This window comes from Ancylobacter sp. TW_SC_1 (genome assembly GCF_056836805.1).
Genome location: NZ_CM166365.1, coordinates 1,370,228 through 1,388,710, shown reverse-complemented (window position 1 = coordinate 1,388,710; position 18,483 = coordinate 1,370,228). Strand labels below are relative to the sequence as shown.

The 18,483-nt window shown below is 66.8% G+C and carries 13 protein-coding genes; 12 read left to right on the top strand and 1 reads right to left on the bottom strand.

Features of this window, described 5'->3' with window-relative positions; all coding sequences use genetic code 11:
- Positions 1-271: 271 nt before the first annotated feature.
- Genes bcsA through AC1PZ7_RS06365 form a run of 4 tightly spaced genes read left to right on the top strand, consistent with a single transcriptional unit; the run spans position 272 to position 8,650 of the window.
- Positions 272-2,479, top strand: coding sequence for a UDP-forming cellulose synthase catalytic subunit (gene bcsA, locus AC1PZ7_RS06380; RefSeq protein ID WP_482358657.1), 2,208 nt, complete (start codon positions 272-274; stop codon positions 2,477-2,479).
- Between the two features lie 5 nt (positions 2,480-2,484).
- A complete protein-coding gene (locus tag AC1PZ7_RS06375) occupies positions 2,485-5,322 on the top strand; it encodes a cellulose biosynthesis cyclic di-GMP-binding regulatory protein BcsB (protein WP_482358656.1) in 2,838 nt (945 codons plus the stop codon).
- Positions 5,319-6,371, top strand: a complete 1,053-nt coding sequence (locus AC1PZ7_RS06370; RefSeq protein WP_482358655.1) for a family 8 glycosyl hydrolase — start codon at positions 5,319-5,321, stop codon at positions 6,369-6,371. The genes AC1PZ7_RS06375 and AC1PZ7_RS06370 overlap by 4 nt, the downstream gene beginning before the upstream one ends.
- A complete protein-coding gene (locus tag AC1PZ7_RS06365; protein ID WP_482358654.1) occupies positions 6,362-8,650 on the top strand; it encodes a hypothetical protein in 2,289 nt (762 codons plus the stop codon). Before AC1PZ7_RS06370 ends, AC1PZ7_RS06365 begins: the two co-directional genes overlap by 10 nt.
- 124 nt (positions 8,651-8,774) lie before the next feature.
- Here the strand turns inward: AC1PZ7_RS06365 and AC1PZ7_RS06360 are convergent, their stop codons facing one another.
- A complete protein-coding gene (locus tag AC1PZ7_RS06360) occupies positions 8,775-9,674 on the bottom strand; it encodes a LysR family transcriptional regulator (RefSeq protein WP_482358653.1) in 900 nt (299 codons plus the stop codon).
- Between the two features lie 207 nt (positions 9,675-9,881).
- Between AC1PZ7_RS06360 and AC1PZ7_RS06355 the strand changes: the two genes are divergently transcribed.
- The 8 genes from AC1PZ7_RS06355 (at position 9,882) to AC1PZ7_RS06320 (ending at position 18,473) form a co-directional block, all read left to right on the top strand.
- A complete protein-coding gene (locus tag AC1PZ7_RS06355) occupies positions 9,882-11,063 on the top strand; it encodes an MFS transporter (protein WP_482359580.1) in 1,182 nt (393 codons plus the stop codon).
- Between the two features lie 32 nt (positions 11,064-11,095).
- Entirely contained in the window at positions 11,096-11,926 is an 831-nt protein-coding gene (locus tag AC1PZ7_RS06350) for an aldo/keto reductase (protein WP_482358652.1), read from the top strand.
- A gap of 140 nt (positions 11,927-12,066) precedes the next feature.
- Positions 12,067-12,633, top strand: a complete 567-nt coding sequence (locus AC1PZ7_RS06345) for a TetR/AcrR family transcriptional regulator (RefSeq protein WP_482358651.1) — start codon at positions 12,067-12,069, stop codon at positions 12,631-12,633.
- Positions 12,634-12,784: 151 nt separating this feature from the next.
- Positions 12,785-13,963, top strand: coding sequence for a transporter substrate-binding domain-containing protein (locus tag AC1PZ7_RS06340; RefSeq protein ID WP_482358650.1), 1,179 nt, complete (start codon positions 12,785-12,787; stop codon positions 13,961-13,963).
- A 14-nt stretch (positions 13,964-13,977) separates the two neighbouring features.
- Entirely contained in the window at positions 13,978-14,622 is a 645-nt protein-coding gene (locus AC1PZ7_RS06335) for an ANTAR domain-containing response regulator (protein ID WP_482358649.1), read from the top strand.
- 301 nt (positions 14,623-14,923) lie between these two features.
- A complete protein-coding gene (locus tag AC1PZ7_RS06330; RefSeq protein ID WP_482358648.1) occupies positions 14,924-15,961 on the top strand; it encodes an aliphatic amidase in 1,038 nt (345 codons plus the stop codon).
- A gap of 95 nt (positions 15,962-16,056) precedes the next feature.
- Positions 16,057-17,376 (top strand): purine-cytosine permease family protein, encoded by a 1,320-nt coding sequence (locus tag AC1PZ7_RS06325; RefSeq protein WP_482358647.1) that lies wholly within the window; start codon positions 16,057-16,059, stop codon positions 17,374-17,376.
- Positions 17,377-17,453: 77 nt separating this feature from the next.
- Positions 17,454-18,473, top strand: a complete 1,020-nt coding sequence (locus AC1PZ7_RS06320) for an alpha/beta fold hydrolase (protein ID WP_482358646.1) — start codon at positions 17,454-17,456, stop codon at positions 18,471-18,473.
- Positions 18,474-18,483 lie beyond the last annotated feature (10 nt).

Here is an 18,483-nt window from a genome sequence, read left to right as displayed (position 1 = left end):
CCGGACAGAAATTTGCGCGTGGTCCGTCCCGTCATAGCCTCTTCAAACGCTCGCGCTGGGCAATGTCAGCGCCCCAGATCACGGCCCCCCAACCGCGACCGAGAACGGCGACGAATCACTTGTATGGACTGGACTCTAGCCTGCACGGCCGCAAGGTGGAATCGACCTCGGGCGAACTTCCTTCAAAAGTAGATACATTTCTTCAACCTCTGCGCACTAAGAGACACTAGTAAGCTGGAATTCGGCGGGTCTGGACGAGGCACGAAAGTCGATGCGCAAAGCATGGTTCGCCATTCCGTGGGCTATTTCGTCCCTCGTTGTCGTCTTTCTCATCACTCTGCCTATCAGCCTGCAGGCACATCTGATCGCCGGTTGCATCGTTGTCATCGCGATGGTCCTGCTGAAGACGTTCGGACCACCGACCGGCATTCCGCGCACGATTGCACTGGCGCTCGGAACCGCGGTGGTGTTGCGCTACGTCTACTGGCGCACCACCAGCACGATCCCGCCCATCACCCAGATCGAGGACTTCATACCGGGCTTCATGCTGTACATCGCCGAGATGTACAGCGTGTTCATGCTGTTCCTCAGCCTGTTCGTGGTGTCCGAACCGATGCCGCACCGCGTCGCTCCGCCGATCCCGCCGGACGAGGTGCCCACGGTCGACGTGTTCATCCCGACCTATAACGAAGATCCGACGCTGCTCGCCTCCACCATCTCGGCGGCGCTCAGCATGGATTACCCCGCCGACAAGGTCACGGTCTGGCTGCTCGACGATGGCGGCACCGACCAGAAATGTGAACAGGACGACCAGGAACAGGCCGCCGCAGCGATCCAGCGCCGCGCCGAGCTGCAGGAGCTGTGCGCCGGCCTCGGCGCCCACTACCTGACGCGCGCGCGCAATGAGCACGCCAAGGCCGGCAACCTGAACAACGGCCTCAAGCACGCACGCGGCGAGCTGATCGCCGTGTTCGATGCCGACCACGCACCGACCCGCGACTTTCTCACCAACACGGTTGGCTACTTCCTGCAGGACGAGAACCTGTTTCTCGTCCAGACGCCGCACTTCTTCATCAACCCCGACCCGCTGGAGCGCAATCTCGGCACGTTCGAGACCATGCCGTCCGAGAACGAGATGTTCTACGGCATCATCCAGCGCGGGCTCGACAAGTGGGATGCGGCGTTCTTCTGCGGCTCGGCCGCGCTGATGAACCGCCGTGCCCTTGCCGAAACCAACGGCTTCAGCGGCATCACCATCACCGAGGATTGCGAGACCGCGCTGGAACTGCATTCGCGCGGCTGGCACTCGATCTATGTCGACAAGCCGATGATCGCCGGCCTGCAGCCGGAAAGCTATGCGAGCTTCATCGGCCAGCGCTCGCGCTGGGCGCAGGGCATGATGCAGATCCTGCGCTTCCACTTTCCGCCCGGCAAGCGCGGCCTCAGCATCGCCCAGCGCCTGTGCTACTGCTCCAGCACGCTGTTCTGGCTGTTCCCCTATTCGCGGCTGATGTTCCTCATCTCGCCGCTGTTCTACCTGTTCTTCTCGCTGGAGATCTTCAACGCCTCCGGCGCCGAGTTCCTTGCCTACACCACCACCTACATGCTGGTGAACCTGCTGATGCAGAACTACCTCTATGGCCGCTACCGCTGGCCGTGGGTCTCGGAACTCTACGAGTACATACAGGCGATCTACCTGTTCCCGGCCTTGCTGGCGGTCATCGCCAACCCGCACAAGCCCACCTTCAAGGTGACGGCGAAAGGCGAGACCCTCGATGAAGGCCATGTGTCGGAGATCGGCCGCCCGTTTTTCATCATCTTCGGCGTTCTCGTCCTCGCGGCGATCGTGACGATCTGGCGCCTGCTCGCCGAGCCCTTCAACCACGACATCATCGTCGTCGTGGGCTGCTGGAACCTGCTGAACCTCGCGCTGGCCGGCTGCGCGCTGGGTGTCGTCTCCGAGCGGCGCAACCGCCGCCGGTCGCACCGCGTCGAACTGCAGCGCCGCTGCGAGATGGTGATCGACGGCGTCGCCTATGCCGCCACCATCGAGGACGGCTCGCTCGGCGGCGCCCGTGTGCGTCCGGCCGTCAATGTGACGCTGCCGGACATCGAGCGCGGCAGCATGGGGCTGCTGCGCTTCCAGCCGCTGGCCTCGAACATCGCCATCAATGCCCTGCCGGTCAGCGTGCGCAATGTCGAACGGGGTGTCGATGGCGCGCTGGTCGGTTGCCAGTTCGAGCCCGACCAGCCGCTGCATTACCGGCTGATCGCCGACCTGATCTTCGCCAATTCCGCCGAATGGCAGAAATTCCAGGATTCTCGCCGCAACAACCCCGGTGTATTCCTCGGAACGGTCCGATTCGCGCGGACGGCGATCTACCAGACCGGCCGCGGCCTTTCCTATCTGGTCCACCTGCAGAAGCTCTGGCGCGAACGGCGCCGTCGTCCGGTGCTCGCGCCGGCCAAACGTGGATGACGACGATGCGTGTCCCCCCCCGCCTCGCCGTGGCCGGCTTCCTCCTCGCCCTGGCCCAGGGCACGTTTTCCGGGCCCGCCCTGACGCCCGCCCTCGGCCAGACCTCGGCCGGCCAGGGCACCGGCTTCTCGATGACGCCGCCGGTGCCCTCCGCCGGCGGCTCCAATAGCGCGGCGCCGAAGCCCTCGAAGCCCGCCACCTCCATTCCGATGACGCTGCCCTCGGCGAATGCGGGCGGCGCGCCGAACCTCTCCGTTCCGAGCCTGCCGCCTCTGCAGCCCGCTCCGGCCGGCTCGTCCGCCTTTCCGATGAGCAACTCCGGCGGAGCCACTCCGCCACCGCCGCCATCCTCCTCTCCGTCCTGGATTCCGGCCCCACCCGCCTCGACGGCGCAGGCACCGGCGAACGACCCGCCGCCGACCGAGGCCGCGCCTCCCGCCGCCGCGCCCTCGACCCCATCCTGGGCCAACGACCCGTCCTCCACCGGCATCGCCCTGCCGGGCGAGCGCGGCGCGCCCGCGCCGACCGCCTCGCCTTTCCAGATGGTGCCGGGTCAGCCGGCCCCGGCCGTCGCGCCGATACCGGCCGCCAACCAGGCGCCGGCCGCGCCGCGGCGGCCCGACCGCTTCATCATCCCGCAGCGGCGCATGATCTTCGCCGGCGAGATCGCGTCGCGCTCCTGGGTGATCCACGCCACGCAGGAGGAGGCCAACCGTCAGGCGAGCCTGCTGCTCAGCTACCTCAGCGCCGTGGTGGTCATGCCGGAAACCTCGCGCATCCGCGTGAGCATCAACGGCCAGGCCCTCATCGAGCGGCCGATCGCGGCCTCGCAGGAGCCCGCGCATTTCGAGGCGCCGATCCCGAGGGGGACGCTGCGCGCTGGCGCCAACCTCATCCGCATCGACGTGGTCCAGCGTCACCGCACCGACTGCGCGGTGACCGCGACCTACGAATTGTGGACCGAAATCAACAATGAAGGCACGGGAATCTCGTTTGCCGGCGGCCGTCCGCCGCTCGCCGGCGGGCTTGACGACCTGGCTTCCGTCGGCGTCGACCAGTACGGGGTGACGCCGATCCGGATCGTCACCCCCGGCCCGATCGAGGGCGGCGGCAGCACCCGCGTGCTGCGCGTGGTCCAGGGCCTCGCGGTGCGCGGCCAGTTTCCCAATGCCTCGATCTCGCTGGCGGAAGGGCAGATCGGCCCGACGCCGAATGGTGGCCTGACCGTGGTGGTCGGCACGGCCTCGGAACTGCCGCGCCTCATGGCGTCGGTGCCGAACGAGGCCCGCCAGCGCCCGATCACCAGCCTGCTCGAGGACGACCGGCTCGGCGCGCCGACGCTCGTGATCTCCGGTCCCACCCCCAACGACGTCGACCGGGCGATCGACCGGCTGAACGCGATCGCCGTCTCCCAGGCTGACGCCATCAGCACGTCAACCGTCTTCGCGCCCGACGCGCCGATGCTCTCCGGCGCGCACAGCATCCGTCTGGCCGATCTCGGCGTGCCGACGCAGGAATTCTCCGGCCGCCGCTTCCGCGTCGAGTTCCAGATCGCCCTGCCGGCCGATTTCTACGCCCAGGCCTATGGCAACGCCACGCTGTCGCTGGATGCCGCCTTCACCGCGGCGGTGCGGCCGGGCAGCCATGTCGATGTCTACGTCAACGAGCAGATCGCCTCGAACCTGCCGATCACCACCAGCGGCGGCGGGCTGTTCCAGAACGAACAGATACAGATTCCGCTGCGCAACTTCCGCCCCGGCGTGAACCGCATCTGGCTGGAGGTCGTGCTCGACACCGAATCCGACGCGCGCTGCCTGCCCGGCGCGACGCTTCCGGCCGAGGACCGCTTCGTGCTGTTCGATTCGACCGAGTTTTCGATCGGCGATTTCGCACGCATCGGACGGTTGCCGGACCTGGCCGCTCTCGCCGCCGATTCCTTCCCCTACAATCTCAACAACGATCCGCTCGCCGTCGTCATGACGCATCAGGATGCGGCAACGCTCTCGGCCGCCGGCACGTTCATGTCGCGCCTTGCCTTGGCCAATGGCGCACCGCTTCCCATCGATGCCGCGCCCGCCTCGGCCAGCCTCGGCAGCCGCAACGTGATCTTCGTCGGCGGCATCGACCGTGTGTCGTCGGGCGTTCTCGATCAGGTCGGCGTCGCCGAATCGGTGCGCTCGAAATGGGTCGTCTCGGCCGGCGACGAGGAGCCCACCGCCAGTGGCGGCGATGAGTACGACAATGTTCTCGAGCGCTTCCGCATGCGCCAGTTCGGCGACGACGCGCAGCCCTCGCTCGAGCCGCGATCGAGCCAGAACACGCCGGAGATCTACCAGCGCTGGCGCGAGAACGTGCAGAACCGCAACGCCGTCTACGGTCTCATCGAGGGTTTCGAGGCCTGGATGGAGCGGACCTTCTCGATCAACTTCCAGTCCTTCCGCATCAAGGAAAGCCGCAGCTTCTACGAGCCGCCGCCGCGCACCTCGGTGCTGATGGCGCAGGGTACGAGTCCAGACGGTTCCTCCGCCTGGACCCTCGTCTCCGGCCGCACCTCGGAAGCGCTCGCCTCGGCGATCACCCGTTTCACCTCCGATCCCGTCTGGAACCGGATCGGTGGCCAGGCGGTCTCCTACCAGGTCGCCTCCGGCGACATGGACCGGCGCGACATACGCAGCTTCCGCTTCATCGTCACCCAGCCGCTGTCGTTCGGCAATCTGCGCATGATCGCGGCCAACTGGCTTTCGATCAACATTCTGCCTTATGCGCTGATGCTGATCTTCGCCGGCACCATCCTCGGCGTCGTCACCGCCCTTCTGCTGCGCCGTCTGGGTCGACCGACGTGATCGGCGCGCTGCTGGCTGCCCTCTCCCTGCTGGTCCTGGGAGCGCTGCCCGTGAGCGCCCAGCCCGCCACCCTGATACCGCTCAACGCCTGGAACGCGTATGTCGAGCACTTCATCGACGAGAGCGGACGTGTCGTCGATAGCGCCAATGGCGGCATCAGCCACAGCGAGGGCCAGGGCTACGGCATGCTCCTGGCTTATTTATCTGGTGACAGAAGCAACTTTGAACGCATATGGAGCTTTACGCGTACTGAGTTGGTGATTCGCGATGATGGACTCGCAGCATGGCGCTGGGACCCCAACTCTACACCTCACGTCACCGACGTAAATGCGGCGAGCGATGGGGATTTGTTGATCGCCTATGCCCTGGCGAAGGCCGGAAAGGCGTGGAATCATCAACCCTATGTGGCTGCAGCTCGCCGATCGGCGCGCGCCATCGGCAAGAAGCTGCTTCTCAAGGACGGAAATCGCCTTCTTTTGCTTCCCGGCATCGCCGGCTTCTCGCCCAGCGATCGGCCGGACGGGCCGATACTGAATCTGTCCTACTGGATATTCGAGACCTTTCCGGTGATGGCGGAACTGGCGCCGGAATTCGACTGGTCGGGCGTGGCCAATTCGGGATTGGAGCTTCTGAGCATCGCTCAGCTCGGTCCGGCGCGTCTGCCGCCCGACTGGATTTCGGCGCCGGCCGGAAAGCCGATCACCGTGGCGGACGGGTTTCCCCCGGTCTTTGGTTACAATTCGTTAAGGATATCTCTTTACCTTTTGCGTGCAGGGATCGAGAACACGGCATTACAGGAACCGTTCCGGCGGAACTGGCTGATCGACAACGGGGGAAACCCGGCGATCGTCGACATACCCACCGGACGCGTGCTCACGCAGCTGACCGAACCGGGCTACCGTATGCTCGGCGCGGTGCTGGCATGTGCACTGAATGCCACTCCGATCCCCCAAGATCTGCGGCGGTTTGAGCCTACGCTCTACTATCCGTCGACGTTGTACTTGCTGGGCTGGGCGCTGGTCGCGGAGCGATATCCGAAATGTCTTTGAAGAGAGCCATTCTACTGATCATGCTCGGGGGCGCCGTCGTCCCTGCAATCGGTCAGCAGATTGAGCTCCCCGGCAGCGGCAAGGACACCGACAGCGCCAAGACCGCCCGCCCCAAGGTCGACGAAACCGCCCTTCGCTACTTCGCCTCACAGGGCGACACGCGCCGCCTCGAAGCCGAGATCGCCCGCCTGCGCGCGCTCTACCCCGACTGGTCTCCGCCCGACGATCTGTTCGGCCCGCAGACCGATGTCGAGCTCCAGCGCATGTGGAAGATGTACGCCGAGGGCAAGTACAGCGACGTGCGCAGCGCCATCGCCATGCGGCAGGCGACCGATTCGTCCTGGCAGCCGCCGGCGGACCTCATCGCCCGGCTCAACGAGGCGGAAGGCCGCCGCCGCCTGATCAACGCCTCCGATGCCGAACAGTGGAACACGGTTCTGCGCCTCGCCACCGAGGCGCCCGGCCTGCTGACCTGCACCAATGTCGACATTCTCTGGCGCGTGGGCGAGGCCTTCGCCAAGACCGAGCAGACGCAGCGCGCGCTCGACGCCTACACCTATGTGCTGACCAACTGCAACGACGCGGCCGAGCGCCTCGCCACCGTGCAGAAGGCCATGCCGCTGCTCACCGACGAGCAGATCCAGAACCTGCTCAAGCTCGAGCGCAAGGACGACGCCGGCAATCCCGAATTCGCCGCGCTGCGCGACGACCTCATCCGCCGGCGCATGGGCCATGCCGCCGAGAACCCCGAATACACGGTGCCCAACGACGACATCAAGCGGATGGAGACGCTGGCTCGCAAGGAGACGACCCCGGGCGACCCGCTGCTGCTCGGCTGGTACCTGTTCCGCCATGACGAGGCGAGCCGCGCGCTCGAATGGTTCAAGCTGGCGCTCGACCGCAAGGGCGGCCCCAAATCCGCCGAAGGCTACGTGCTGGCGCTGAACTTCCTCGGCCGTTCGCTCGAAGCCGAGCCGATCGCCTATGAATGGCGCGACTCGGCACCGGAGAACAACAAGGCCTATCTCGACGTGGTGATCGCGCTGCTCACCGCCGATCCGCCGCCGGTCCTCGACGAGATCGTGCTGTCGCGCTTCAGCCCGGTGGTAATCCGCGACAAGTATGTCCCCGGCGCCCAGGGCCTTGGCTGGTACGCCTACAATACCGGGCAGATCGTCACCGCCCAGTCCTGGTTCGAGACCGCGCTCAACTGGGATCCGAAGGACGAGCCCTCCGCCTATGGCCTGTCGCTCACCTTCTGGCGCCTCGGCGACATCGCCCGCCTCAATGCGATGGTGCAGAGCTGGGGCGCGCGCTCCGAGCGTATCGTCGCCCTCGTCGACCCGGTCGTCCGGGCGCGGCTTGAGGCCCGCAACGCCCAGACCGCGACCCTCAATGCCGGCCTGCGCATCGATCCGCTGGTCGCCGCCGCCGGGCGGCTGACGCCGGTGCCCTCGATCAAGCCGCCACCGCTCGGTGCGCCGACCTTCGGCCCGCAGGCCGCCCGCGGCTATCTCCAGGGCGCGGCGACGCAGTTCACGCCGGTGCCGACCGCCGGCCAGGTGACGCAGCAGTTCCAGTCGATCCCGCAGACTGCCGGCCTGCCGCAGACCGCCCTCGCCTATCAGGGCGCCCCCTACCAGGGGCTGCCCCAGGCCGGCGGCCAGTTCGCCCCGCTGCCGGGCGCGACGGTCGACGCGTCCTATGCCTCCGCCGACTATGTGCCGACCCCGCCGCGCCGTCGTCCGGTCGCCCGCACAGTTGCTCGCACCGGCAACACCGAAGTCGCCGCCCCCGGCGCCTCCGCCGCGGTCGCCCGCGGCTGGAAGCTGCTGGACCTCGACCGCCCGATGGAAGCGGTCAGGGCCTTCGACGAAGGACTGGCGAGCGGGTCCGGCCGGGTCGCCGAGGACGCCTCCTACGGCAAGTCGCTCGCCTATCTCAAGATGGGGATGACGAACCGGGCGCAGGCCGCCGCGCTGCAGGCGCCGCAGAATCCGCGCCGCGCCGTCCAGCTCAGCGGCGACCTGCTGGCCCAGCGCGCGCTCGCCGCCTACAAGGACCAGCGCTATGTCGAGACCATCATCGCCCTCGACGAGCGCTCCCGCATCGCTCCCGAGCAGCAGGACCTGATGGTGCTACGCGCCTGGTCCTACTACAAGATCCGCGACATCCGCTCCGCCGAGCGCATCTTCCGGGCCCTGGCGGCCCAGGGAAATCCGGAAGGCAACACCGGCATGGCGGCCATCGGCGCGCTGACCCGCAAATACCGGACCTGAAGGCGGGCGCGGCGGCACGCCGCGCGACCCTCACGCACCGCGGCGCCGGATCCCTTGCCCGAGGACAGGCCCGACAGTGCCGCCTTCGGCACAGGATGAGCGTCGCGTTCTCCGCGCCTTCCGCTCACCCCCTGATCCGCTCGCCGAGAAAATCGACGAAGGCCCGGACGCGGGCGGCGAGATAGTCGTGTCCGACGAAGACCGCGTGCAGCAGCTCGATGTCGCGTCCGTTAAATTCCTCCAGCAGCGGCACCAGCGCGCCGGCTTCGATATCTGCCTCCGCGACATAGCGGGCGATGCGGGCAAGGCCGAGGCCGTCGAGCGCAAGGCGCCGGACCATCGAGCCGCTATTGCCCTCCAGATTACCCGACACGGCCAGCGCATAGCCCTCGCCGGTGACCGGGTCGATGAACGGCCAGTCGTCCATGGAGCGGCGGAAGTTGAAGCGCAGGCAATTGTGCCGGGCAAGGTCCCGCGGGGTCTGCGGCACGCCGTGACGGGCGAGATAGGCGGGCGAGGCGACGATGACGCGCCGGCTCTCCAGTATCTTGCGCGCCTTCAGCGCGGAATCGCGCATCGGCCCGGCGCGCAGGGCAATGTCCGCCCGCTCGGTCACCAGGTCGATCACCTCGTCGGTCAGTGACAGATCGAGCTCGATTTCGGGATAGCGGCCGAGGAATTCCGGCACCAGCGGCACCAGGCAGCGCTCGCCGAAACCGACCGTCGAGCTGACCCGCAGCTTGCCGCGCGGCGTCGCCGCCGCACCGGCAGCGATGAAGCGCTCGGCATCCTCGATCTCGCCGAGGATGCGCCGTGCGCGGGCGACATAGGCCTCGCCCTCCGGGGTAAGCATGATCGCCCGCGTCGAGCGTACCAGCAGGCGCGTGCCGAGCCGCTCCTCGAGCCGCGACACCAGCTTGCTCACCGCCGAGGGCGACAGGCCGAGCCGCCGGCCGGCAGCGGAAAAGCTGCCCCGGTCCACCGCCTCGACCAGCACCTGCATCTCGCCCGCGCGATTGTCCATGACCACTCATACTGTCTCGACGATCTATGATTTCATTTCATAAGTATTGATCCGGCACGGCGTCTTCCGACGCAAGTGGGGTGGCTGCATATTCCGCCCAACACCCCTTGATCCTGGCCGCGCCGCGCTCCGCCGGAGCCGTGGACGCCATGATTTTACCCGTTGATTGGACCCGCCATGTCCCAGACCCGCATGTCCCTGACCCGCATGCCCCTTGCGCTGTTCGCGCTGACCATCGCCGCCTACGCGATCGGCACCACCGAATTCGTCATCGTCGGCCTGCTGCCGACGGTCGCCGCCGACCTTTCCATCGACCTGCCGCGCGCCGGCCTGATCGTCAGCGTCTACGCGCTCGGCGTGACCTTCGGCGCGCCGATCCTGACCGCGCTCACCGGGCGCATCGCGCGCAAGCCGCTGCTCCTCGGGCTCATGGCCCTGTTCATTCTGGGCAACACCGCCGCCGCCGTCAGCCCGGGCTATGAGACGCTGCTGGTCGCCCGCGTACTCTCCGCCTTCGCGCATGGCGTGTTCTTCTCCGTCGGCGCGACCATCGCCGCCGATCTCGTGCCGGCCGACCGGCGTGCCTCCGCCATCGCCATGATGTTCATGGGCCTGACGGTTGCCATCGTCACAGGCGTTCCGATGGGCACCTTCATCGGCCAGACCTTCGGCTGGCGTGCCACCTTCTGGGCTGTCGCCGGGCTCGGCGTGATCGCCCTTGCCGGCATTGCGCTGCTGCTTCCCGCCGACCTTTCCCGCGCCGCGCCGGCGCGGCTGTCCGACCAGCTGCGCGTGCTCGGCTCGGGCCGGCTGCTGCTGGTCTTCGGCATGACCGCGCTGGGCTATGGCGGCACCTTCGTCGCCTTCACCTACCTCGCCGCGATTCTCGAACACATCACCGGCTTCGCCGCCTCCAGCGTCAGCCTGATCCTCGTCCTCTATGGCCTCGCCATCGCGGCCGGCAACATCGCCGGCGGCAGGATCGCCGACCGTGATCCGGTGAAGGCCCTCACCTATCTGTTCCTCGCCCAGGCCGCCGTGCTCGCCCTGTTCAGCTTCACCGCCGTCTCGCCCTGGCTGACGCTGCCGACGCTCGCCGCTCTCGGCTTCCTGTCCTTCGCCAATGTGCCGGGCCTGCAGATCTATGTCGTCGAGCTGGCGAAGAAGCACCGGCCCGGCGCGGTCGACGTCGCCTCGGCCTTCAACATCGCCGCCTTCAACCTCGGCATCGCCATCGGTGCCTGGGTCGGCGGGCGCGTCGTCGCCTCGTCGCTCGGCCTCGGCGCGACGCCGTGGGTCGGCGCCCTGCTCGTTACCGGCGCGCTGGTGCTGACGCTCTGGAGCGGCATGTTGGACCGGCGCGAGACGCTGGCGCTGCGCACCGCCTGAGCTACGATCTCGACCAACTTCAAGGAGTCCCCATGCAGAAACGCGTGACCGCCAACGGCGCCACCCTCCCCGCCCTCGGCTACGGCACCTTCCGCCTGCCCGGTCCCGACACGCTGCGCATGGTGCCGCACGTGCTCAAGCTCGGCTTCCGCCACATCGACACGGCGCAGATTTACGGCAACGAGGCCGAGGTCGGCGAAGGCATCGCCCGCTCCGGCGTGAGGCGCGGCGACATCTTCCTCACCACCAAGGTTTGGGTCGACAAATATGCCCGCGCCGACTTCGCCGCCTCGGTCGACGAAAGCCTGCGCAAGCTGAAGACCGACTATGTCGACCTGCTGCTGCTGCACTGGCCCGCCGGTCATCCCCTGCCCGAGCCCGTCGCGGCGCTGAACGAGGTGGTGAAGGCCGGCAAGGTGCGGCACATCGGCGTGTCGAACTTCAACGCCGCGCAGATGGCCGAGGCGATCGCGCTGAGCGACGCCCCGCTCGTCACCAACCAGGTCGAGTACCACCCCTATCTCGACCAGAGCCCGGTGATAAACGCCGCCCGCGCCGCCGGGCTGTCGGTCACGGCCTATTACGCCATGGCGGACGGCAAGGTCTTCGAGGAGCCGTTGCTGAAGGAGATTGCGGCCGCCCACGGCAGGAGCGTGGCGCAGGTGGTGCTGCGCTGGGTGATCCAGCAGGACGGGCTCGTCGCCCTGTCCAAGACCGCCGGCGAGGCGCGCGCGGCCGAGAACCTCGCCGTCTTCGACTTCGAGCTAACGGCCGACGAGATGGCGGCGATCCACGCTCTCGCCCGGCCGGACGGGCGTCTCGTCAGCCCCGCCGGGCTCGCCCCGGTCTGGGACGCGGCCTGAGCCCCCGAAACGGGAACGGCCCCCAATACCCGGAGCACCGCAACGGCCGGAGCTCCGGGTTATTTCTTATTCCCATCAGCTATCCTTCCATGCTCTTAGAAAGACGCCGGAAAACCGCCGGGACTGCGAGGAGAGCTGCGTTGCGGGTCACGAAAGCCAAGGTCGCCGAGCATCGGCGTTCGATCCTCGATTCAGCTTCCCGCCTGTTCCGCGAACGCGGCATCAAGGATGTCGGCGTCGCCGAGATCATGCAGGCCAGCGGCCTCACCCATGGCGCGTTCTACGGCCATTTCCGCTCGAAGGCAGACCTTGCCGACGCGGCCTGCCGCGAGGCCTGCTCGGAAGGGCGGGAGCGCTGGCTGAAATCGGCCGACCTCAGCGAGATCCTCGACCGCTATCTCACCCCGACCCATCGCGACAATCCGGCGAGCGGCTGTGCCCTCACCGCCCTCGGCGCCGAGGTCAGCCGCCAGCCGCCCGAGCTGCAGAAAAGCTATGCCGAAGGCTTGAAGGGCTTCATCAACGCCATCGAGCGCCAGATGGACGAGGCGCCTCCCGACGTCCGGCGGCGGCAGGCCCTGGCGGTGCTTTCCTGCATGATCGGCGCCCTCACCATCGCCCGCGGCGTGGCGTCCGGCGACCCCGAACTGTCGATCGAGATCCTCGACGGCGTGCGCCGTGAATTGCGCGACTGTTTCGGAGCCTAGAGCACGCGCCGGCAAGGCGGGCGCGCATCCGAGCCGGCCGCATCGCCATCCGACCGGGTCAAGCTTGTAAGGGGGGCAAACGCCGTATTGCGCGTTTGGTCCCCGAATGGTCACATAGGCCGGACTTTCCAGTGCGGGCTTCAGGCGGCGGATGACGGTGGTTCCCCAAGTACGCGGTTCGACGGCCGATCCCTGGCGGATCGGTGTCCTATTCTCCGCAACGGGCGTCACGGCGGCGGTGGAGACGTCCCAGCTCGGCGGCACGCTGCTCGCCATCGACGAGATCAACGAAGCCGGCGGCGTGCTCGGACGCCGGGTGGAGGCGGTGGTCCACGATCCCGCCTCGGACCCGCGCGCCTTTCGCCGCCTCGCCGAGAAGCTCCTCGCCGAAGAGCGGGTACGCCTCCTCTTCGGCTGCTACATGTCGTCGACGCGCAAGGCGGTACTGCCGATCGTCGAGGCCTATCGCGGGCTGCTGTTCTACCCGACGCTCTATGAAGGCTTCGAGTATTCGCGCCACTGCGTCTACACCGGCGCAGCGCCGAACCAGAACTCGATCCAGCTCGCCAACTACCTGCTGAGCCATTACGGCAACCGCTTCTTCCTCATCGGCTCCGACTACGTCTACCCCTACGAGTCGAACCGCATCATGACCGATTTCGTGGTGCAGTCGCGCGGCGTCGTGCTGGACGAGATCTATGTGCCGCTAAACGCCGACGAGGCGGATTTCGCCGAGGTGATGGAGAAGGTCCGCGACGCCGCGCCCGACGTCATCTTCTCCACGGTGGTCGGCGCCGATACCGCGAAGCTCTACGCCGCCCATCACGCCGCCGGCCTCGATTCCCGCCTCCTGCCCATTGCCAGCCTCACCACCAGCGAAGCCGAGGTCGCGCTCATGGCGCCGGGCGTCGCCGCCGGCCACATCACTGCCGCGCCCTTCTTCGAGGCGCTCGGCACGCCGGCCGCACGCCGCTTCGTGGCCGCCTTCAAGAAGCGCAACGGCGTGCATATGCCCGTCACCGCGGCGGCGGAGGCCGCCTATTTCCAGGTGCATCTCGCGATGGAAGCGCTTTCCCGCGCCGGCACCGACGCCCCCGAGGAGCTTCTCGCCCAGCTTGGCGCCTGCAGCTTCGAGGCGCCGCAGGGGCGGGTGCGCGTGGAGAGCACCAATCATCACACCTGGCTGCGGCCGCGCATCGCCAGGCTCGGCGCCGGTGCCCGCTTCGAGATCGTGTGGGATGCCGGTGCGCCGGTTAAGCCGGATCCCTATTGCGTTGTTCAGAACCTTGACGACTGGCCGGCCGACGGCCGCCAGTTCGCGCTGTCATGACGGGAGGCGGCGACATGGCGATTCAGGTGCTCAAGGATTTGCGCGGCCTTCGCGTGCATGTGATCCATCCGCCGGACGAGGAACGCCCGAGCCTCGTCGAGCATCTGCGCCGCATCGGCTGCACCGTCGAGATCGTCTGGCCGGTCCCGGCGGACTGGCCGACCAGCGCCGACGTCGTCCTTCTCGCGATCGAGCAGGACGCGCGCGCCGACATCGTGAAGCTGCTCAAGGTCGATCCCGACAAGCGCCCGACGCTGATCGCCGTCGTCGGCTATGAAAATCCCTCCACGCTCCAGATCGTGCTGGAAGCGGGCGCGGTTGCGGTGGTCGAACGGCCGATCCGTCCCTTCGGCCTGCTCACCAACCTCACCATCGCCCGCACCCTCTGGCTGGAGCGGGAGGAGGCGAAGAAGCGTGTCGCCCGCCTCGAGAACAAGCTCGCCGGCCTCCAGAAGATCCAGCGCGCGAAGTCCATCCTGATGGCGAATCTCGGCCTTACCGAGGAGGACGCCTATCAGAGCCTGCGCCGCCAGGCGATGTCGAAGCGCGTGCCGATGGAAGACATGGCCCTCTCCATCATCCACGCCACCGAGCTCCTGCAGATCTCCCCGCGCAGCCGGGACGCGCGGACGGGCACCTCATCGCCCGCCGGCTCTTGAACTGCGGACGCGATGATGATTAGATAAATTGCATGGACGATTTCCGGTCAGCTTGATCCGGAAAAGCGTCTTCGGCGCGGTCACCACTGTTGTTGGCCGTGCAAGGCAATGTAGCCCGGAAGGTTCGCGAGAGCCTGTCGGGCTTTTTTTGTGCCTGAGTTCCGGCGGAACAAAGCCGTTCCGCCCGTCACAGCATGCCCGCGGCCGGCGCCGCCCCGCGGCACCCCATCCCCGTTCCCGACAACGCAACGGCCCGGCCGCTTGCGCGCCGCGTCCGCACGCCTTCCCGAGGAGAATTCCCATGATGCACGGCGACGTTTCCAGCAGCAAAGACACGGTCGGCGTTGCCGTCGTGAACTACAAGATGCCCCGGCTGCACACCAAGGCCGAGGTGCTCGAAAACGCGAAGAAGATCGCCGACATGGTGGTGGGCATGAAGATCGGCCTGCCGGGCATGGACCTGGTCATCTTCCCGGAATATTCGACCCACGGAATCATGTACGATTCCAAGGAGATGTACGAGACGGCCTCGACCATTCCCGGCGACGAGACCGAGATTTTCGCCGAGGCCTGCCGCAAGGCGAAGGTGTGGGGCGTGTTCTCGCTCACCGGCGAGCGCCATGAGGAGCACCCCAACAAGGCGCCGTACAACACCCTCATCCTGATGAACGACAAGGGCGAGATCGTCCAGAAGTACCGCAAGATCATGCCCTGGGTGCCGATCGAGGGCTGGTATCCTGGCAACTGCACCTATGTCTCGGACGGGCCGAAGGGCCTGAAGATCTCGCTCATCATCTGCGATGACGGCAACTATCCCGAGATCTGGCGCGACTGCGCCATGAAGGGCGCCGAGCTGATCGTGCGCTGCCAGGGCTACATGTACCCGGCAAAGGACCAGCAGGTGATCATGGCCAAGGCCATGGCCTGGGCGAACAACTGCTACGTCGCGGTGGCCAATGCCTCCGGCTTCGACGGCGTCTATTCCTATTTCGGCCACTCGGCCATCGTCGGCTTCGACGGGCGCACGCTCGGCGAGTGCGGCGAGGAGGATTACGGCATCCAGTACGCCGCGCTCTCGGTCTCGCTGATCCGCGACGCGCGCAAGAACATGCAGTCGCAGAACCACCTCTTCAAGCTGGTGCATCGCGGCTACACCGGCATGATCAATTCCGGCGAGGGCGACAAGGGCGAAGCCGCCTGCCCCTACGACTTCTACAAGCGCTGGGTCGCCGACCCCGAAGGCACCCGCGAGATGGTGGAATCCTTCACCCGCACCACCGTCGGTACCGAGGAATGCCCGATCGAGGGCATCCCCAACCCCGAAACCACCCATCGGTAACCGGGAGCCGCGCGGCACACCCGCCCCGTTGCAGCGGGGCGGGTGTGTCTTTGGTCCCGCCACATCTCATCCCGTCGGACAACGGAGCAACAGACATGGACCGTAAGACCGCCGCCTCCTTACAAGAGTCCGAAGAGCAAATCGAGCACCTGCTCGGCAGCGAATACGAGCACGGCCCCGTGCCGCTCGCAGCCCGCCACAGCACCTTCGCCGTCACGATGGTCTGGGCCGGGTTCCCCATGATCATCACCGGCGCGATGACCGGTTCGTTGCTCGTGCTCGGCATGGGCTTCTCGCACGCCCTCGCCGCCATGATCATTGGCAACCTTCTCATGCTGTTCTATGTCGGCGCGCTCGGCCTTCTGGGTGCGCGCACCGGCATGAATTTCGCGCTGATCGCCAGCCAGGTCTTCGGTCGCAAGGGCTACATGCTGGCCTCCGGCCTGCTCTCCACCCTGCTGCTCGGCTGGTACGCGGTGCAGACCGGCATTACTGGTGCTCTGGTCAGTTCGACCTACGGCCTCAGCTATGTCGGCATGACCGTGCTTGCCGGCGTGCTCTACATCGCCATCACCTTCGTCGGCGTGAGGGGTCTGCACTGGATCGGTATGGTTTCCGTGCCGCTGTTCGTCATCCTCGGCGGATGGGTGGCGCTGCACTCGGCCTCAACCACCAGCTGGGCGGCGATCTACGCCTATCCCGGCAATAACGGCGTCGCGACCATGTCGATGGGCGTGGGCCTCACCGTGGTGATCGCCCTGTTCATCGACGCCGGCACGGTGACGGCGGATTTCAACCGCTGGGCACGCACGCCGGCAGCATCACTGATCGCGACCTTCAGTGCCTTCCCGGTCGCCAATCTCATCGCCATGCTGGTCGGCGGCGTGATGACGGCGGCGCTCGCCGTGCCGGATGCCAATCCCTTCGGCGCCGACAACATGTTCGGCTACATGAACGCGATGCAGGTCGGCTGGCTAAGCGTTCTTGCCTTCATCTTCCTCTATCTCAATCTAGGGTCCGTGTGCTCGCACTGCCTCTATAACGCGGCGACCGGCTGGTCGCGCATCACCGGCACGCATATGCGCATCATGGCCGTGGTGCTCGGCGCGATCGGCATCGTCGTCGCGGCGGGCAATGTCTGGGCGTTCTTCATTGCCTGGCTGTCGCTTCTCGGCATCATCGTGCCGCCGATCGGCGCCATCATCCTGGTCGACAAATACATCTCCCGGCCCGTCGACGCCGCGGCCGACTGGAAGCCGCGCGCCTTCGCCGCCTGGGCGATTGGCTCCATCGTCGCCTTCGCGGTCGAGCACTTCGCTCCCGGCCTGTCGACCGCCATCTCGGCGGCGGTCGTGGCCGGAGCCGCCTACTGGGCGCTGTGCGGCTTCGCCGTACGCTCCGTTCAACCGGCCTGACCCACCCGCCCAGCCGGCATCGCACGCCAAGCGGTGCCGCCTTCCTGCTAAACGCGCCCGCCCAAGGGGATATTCCCATGAGTCTCGACTACGACATCTTCGACCTCGGCGATCTTGTTCTCCAGAGCGGCGCCACGCTGCGCGACTGCAAGCTTGCCTACAAGACCTTCGGCACGCTCAACGCGGCCAAGGACAACGTCATCCTCTATCCGACCTGGTATTCAGGTCAGCACTACGAGAATGAGTGGCTGGTGGGCGAGGGCATGGCGCTGGATCCGGCGAAATACTTCATCATCATCCCGAACATGCTGGGCAACGGCCTGTCCTCCTCGCCCAGCAACTACCCCGAGCCCTATAACGGCCCGCGCTTTCCCGACATCACCGCCTATGACAACGTGAAGGCCCAGCACAAACTGGTCACGCAGAAGTTCGGCATCGAGCACATCCGCCTCGTGACCGGCTGGTCGATGGGCGCGCTGCAGACCTTCCAGTGGGGGGCCCAGTACCCCGACATGATGGACCTGATCGCGCCGTTCTGCGGCTCGGCCAAATGTTCGCGGCACAATTTCGTGTTCCTCGAAGGTGTGAGGGCGGCACTCACCGCCGACGCGGCCTGGAACGAAGGCTGGTACACGAGCAAGCCGGCGCGCGGCCTGCGCGCCGCCGCCCGTGTCTATGCCGGCTGGGGTTTCTCGCAGACCTTCTATCGCCAGAATCTCGACATCGAGGCGCTCGGCTATTCCTCGCTCGAGGACTTCCTCGTGGCCTTCTGGGAAGGCTTCTTCCTGCCGAAGGACGCCAACAATCTGCTGACCATGCTGTGGACCTGGCAGAATGGCGACATCAGCGCCAACGAGATCTACAAGGGCGACTTCAAGGCTGCCCTTGGAGCCATCAAGGCCAAGGCGCTGGTGATGCCCGGCCAGACGGATCTCTACTTCCCGCCGGAGGACAGCCAGTTCGAGGTCGCCCACATGCCGAACGCCACCTGTCTGCCGATGCCATCGGTCTGGGGGCATTTCGCCGGCGGACCCGGCACCAACCCCGAGGACGTGAAATGGCTCGACGCGCGGCTCAAGGAGCTGCTCGCCTCCTGATCCGACACGC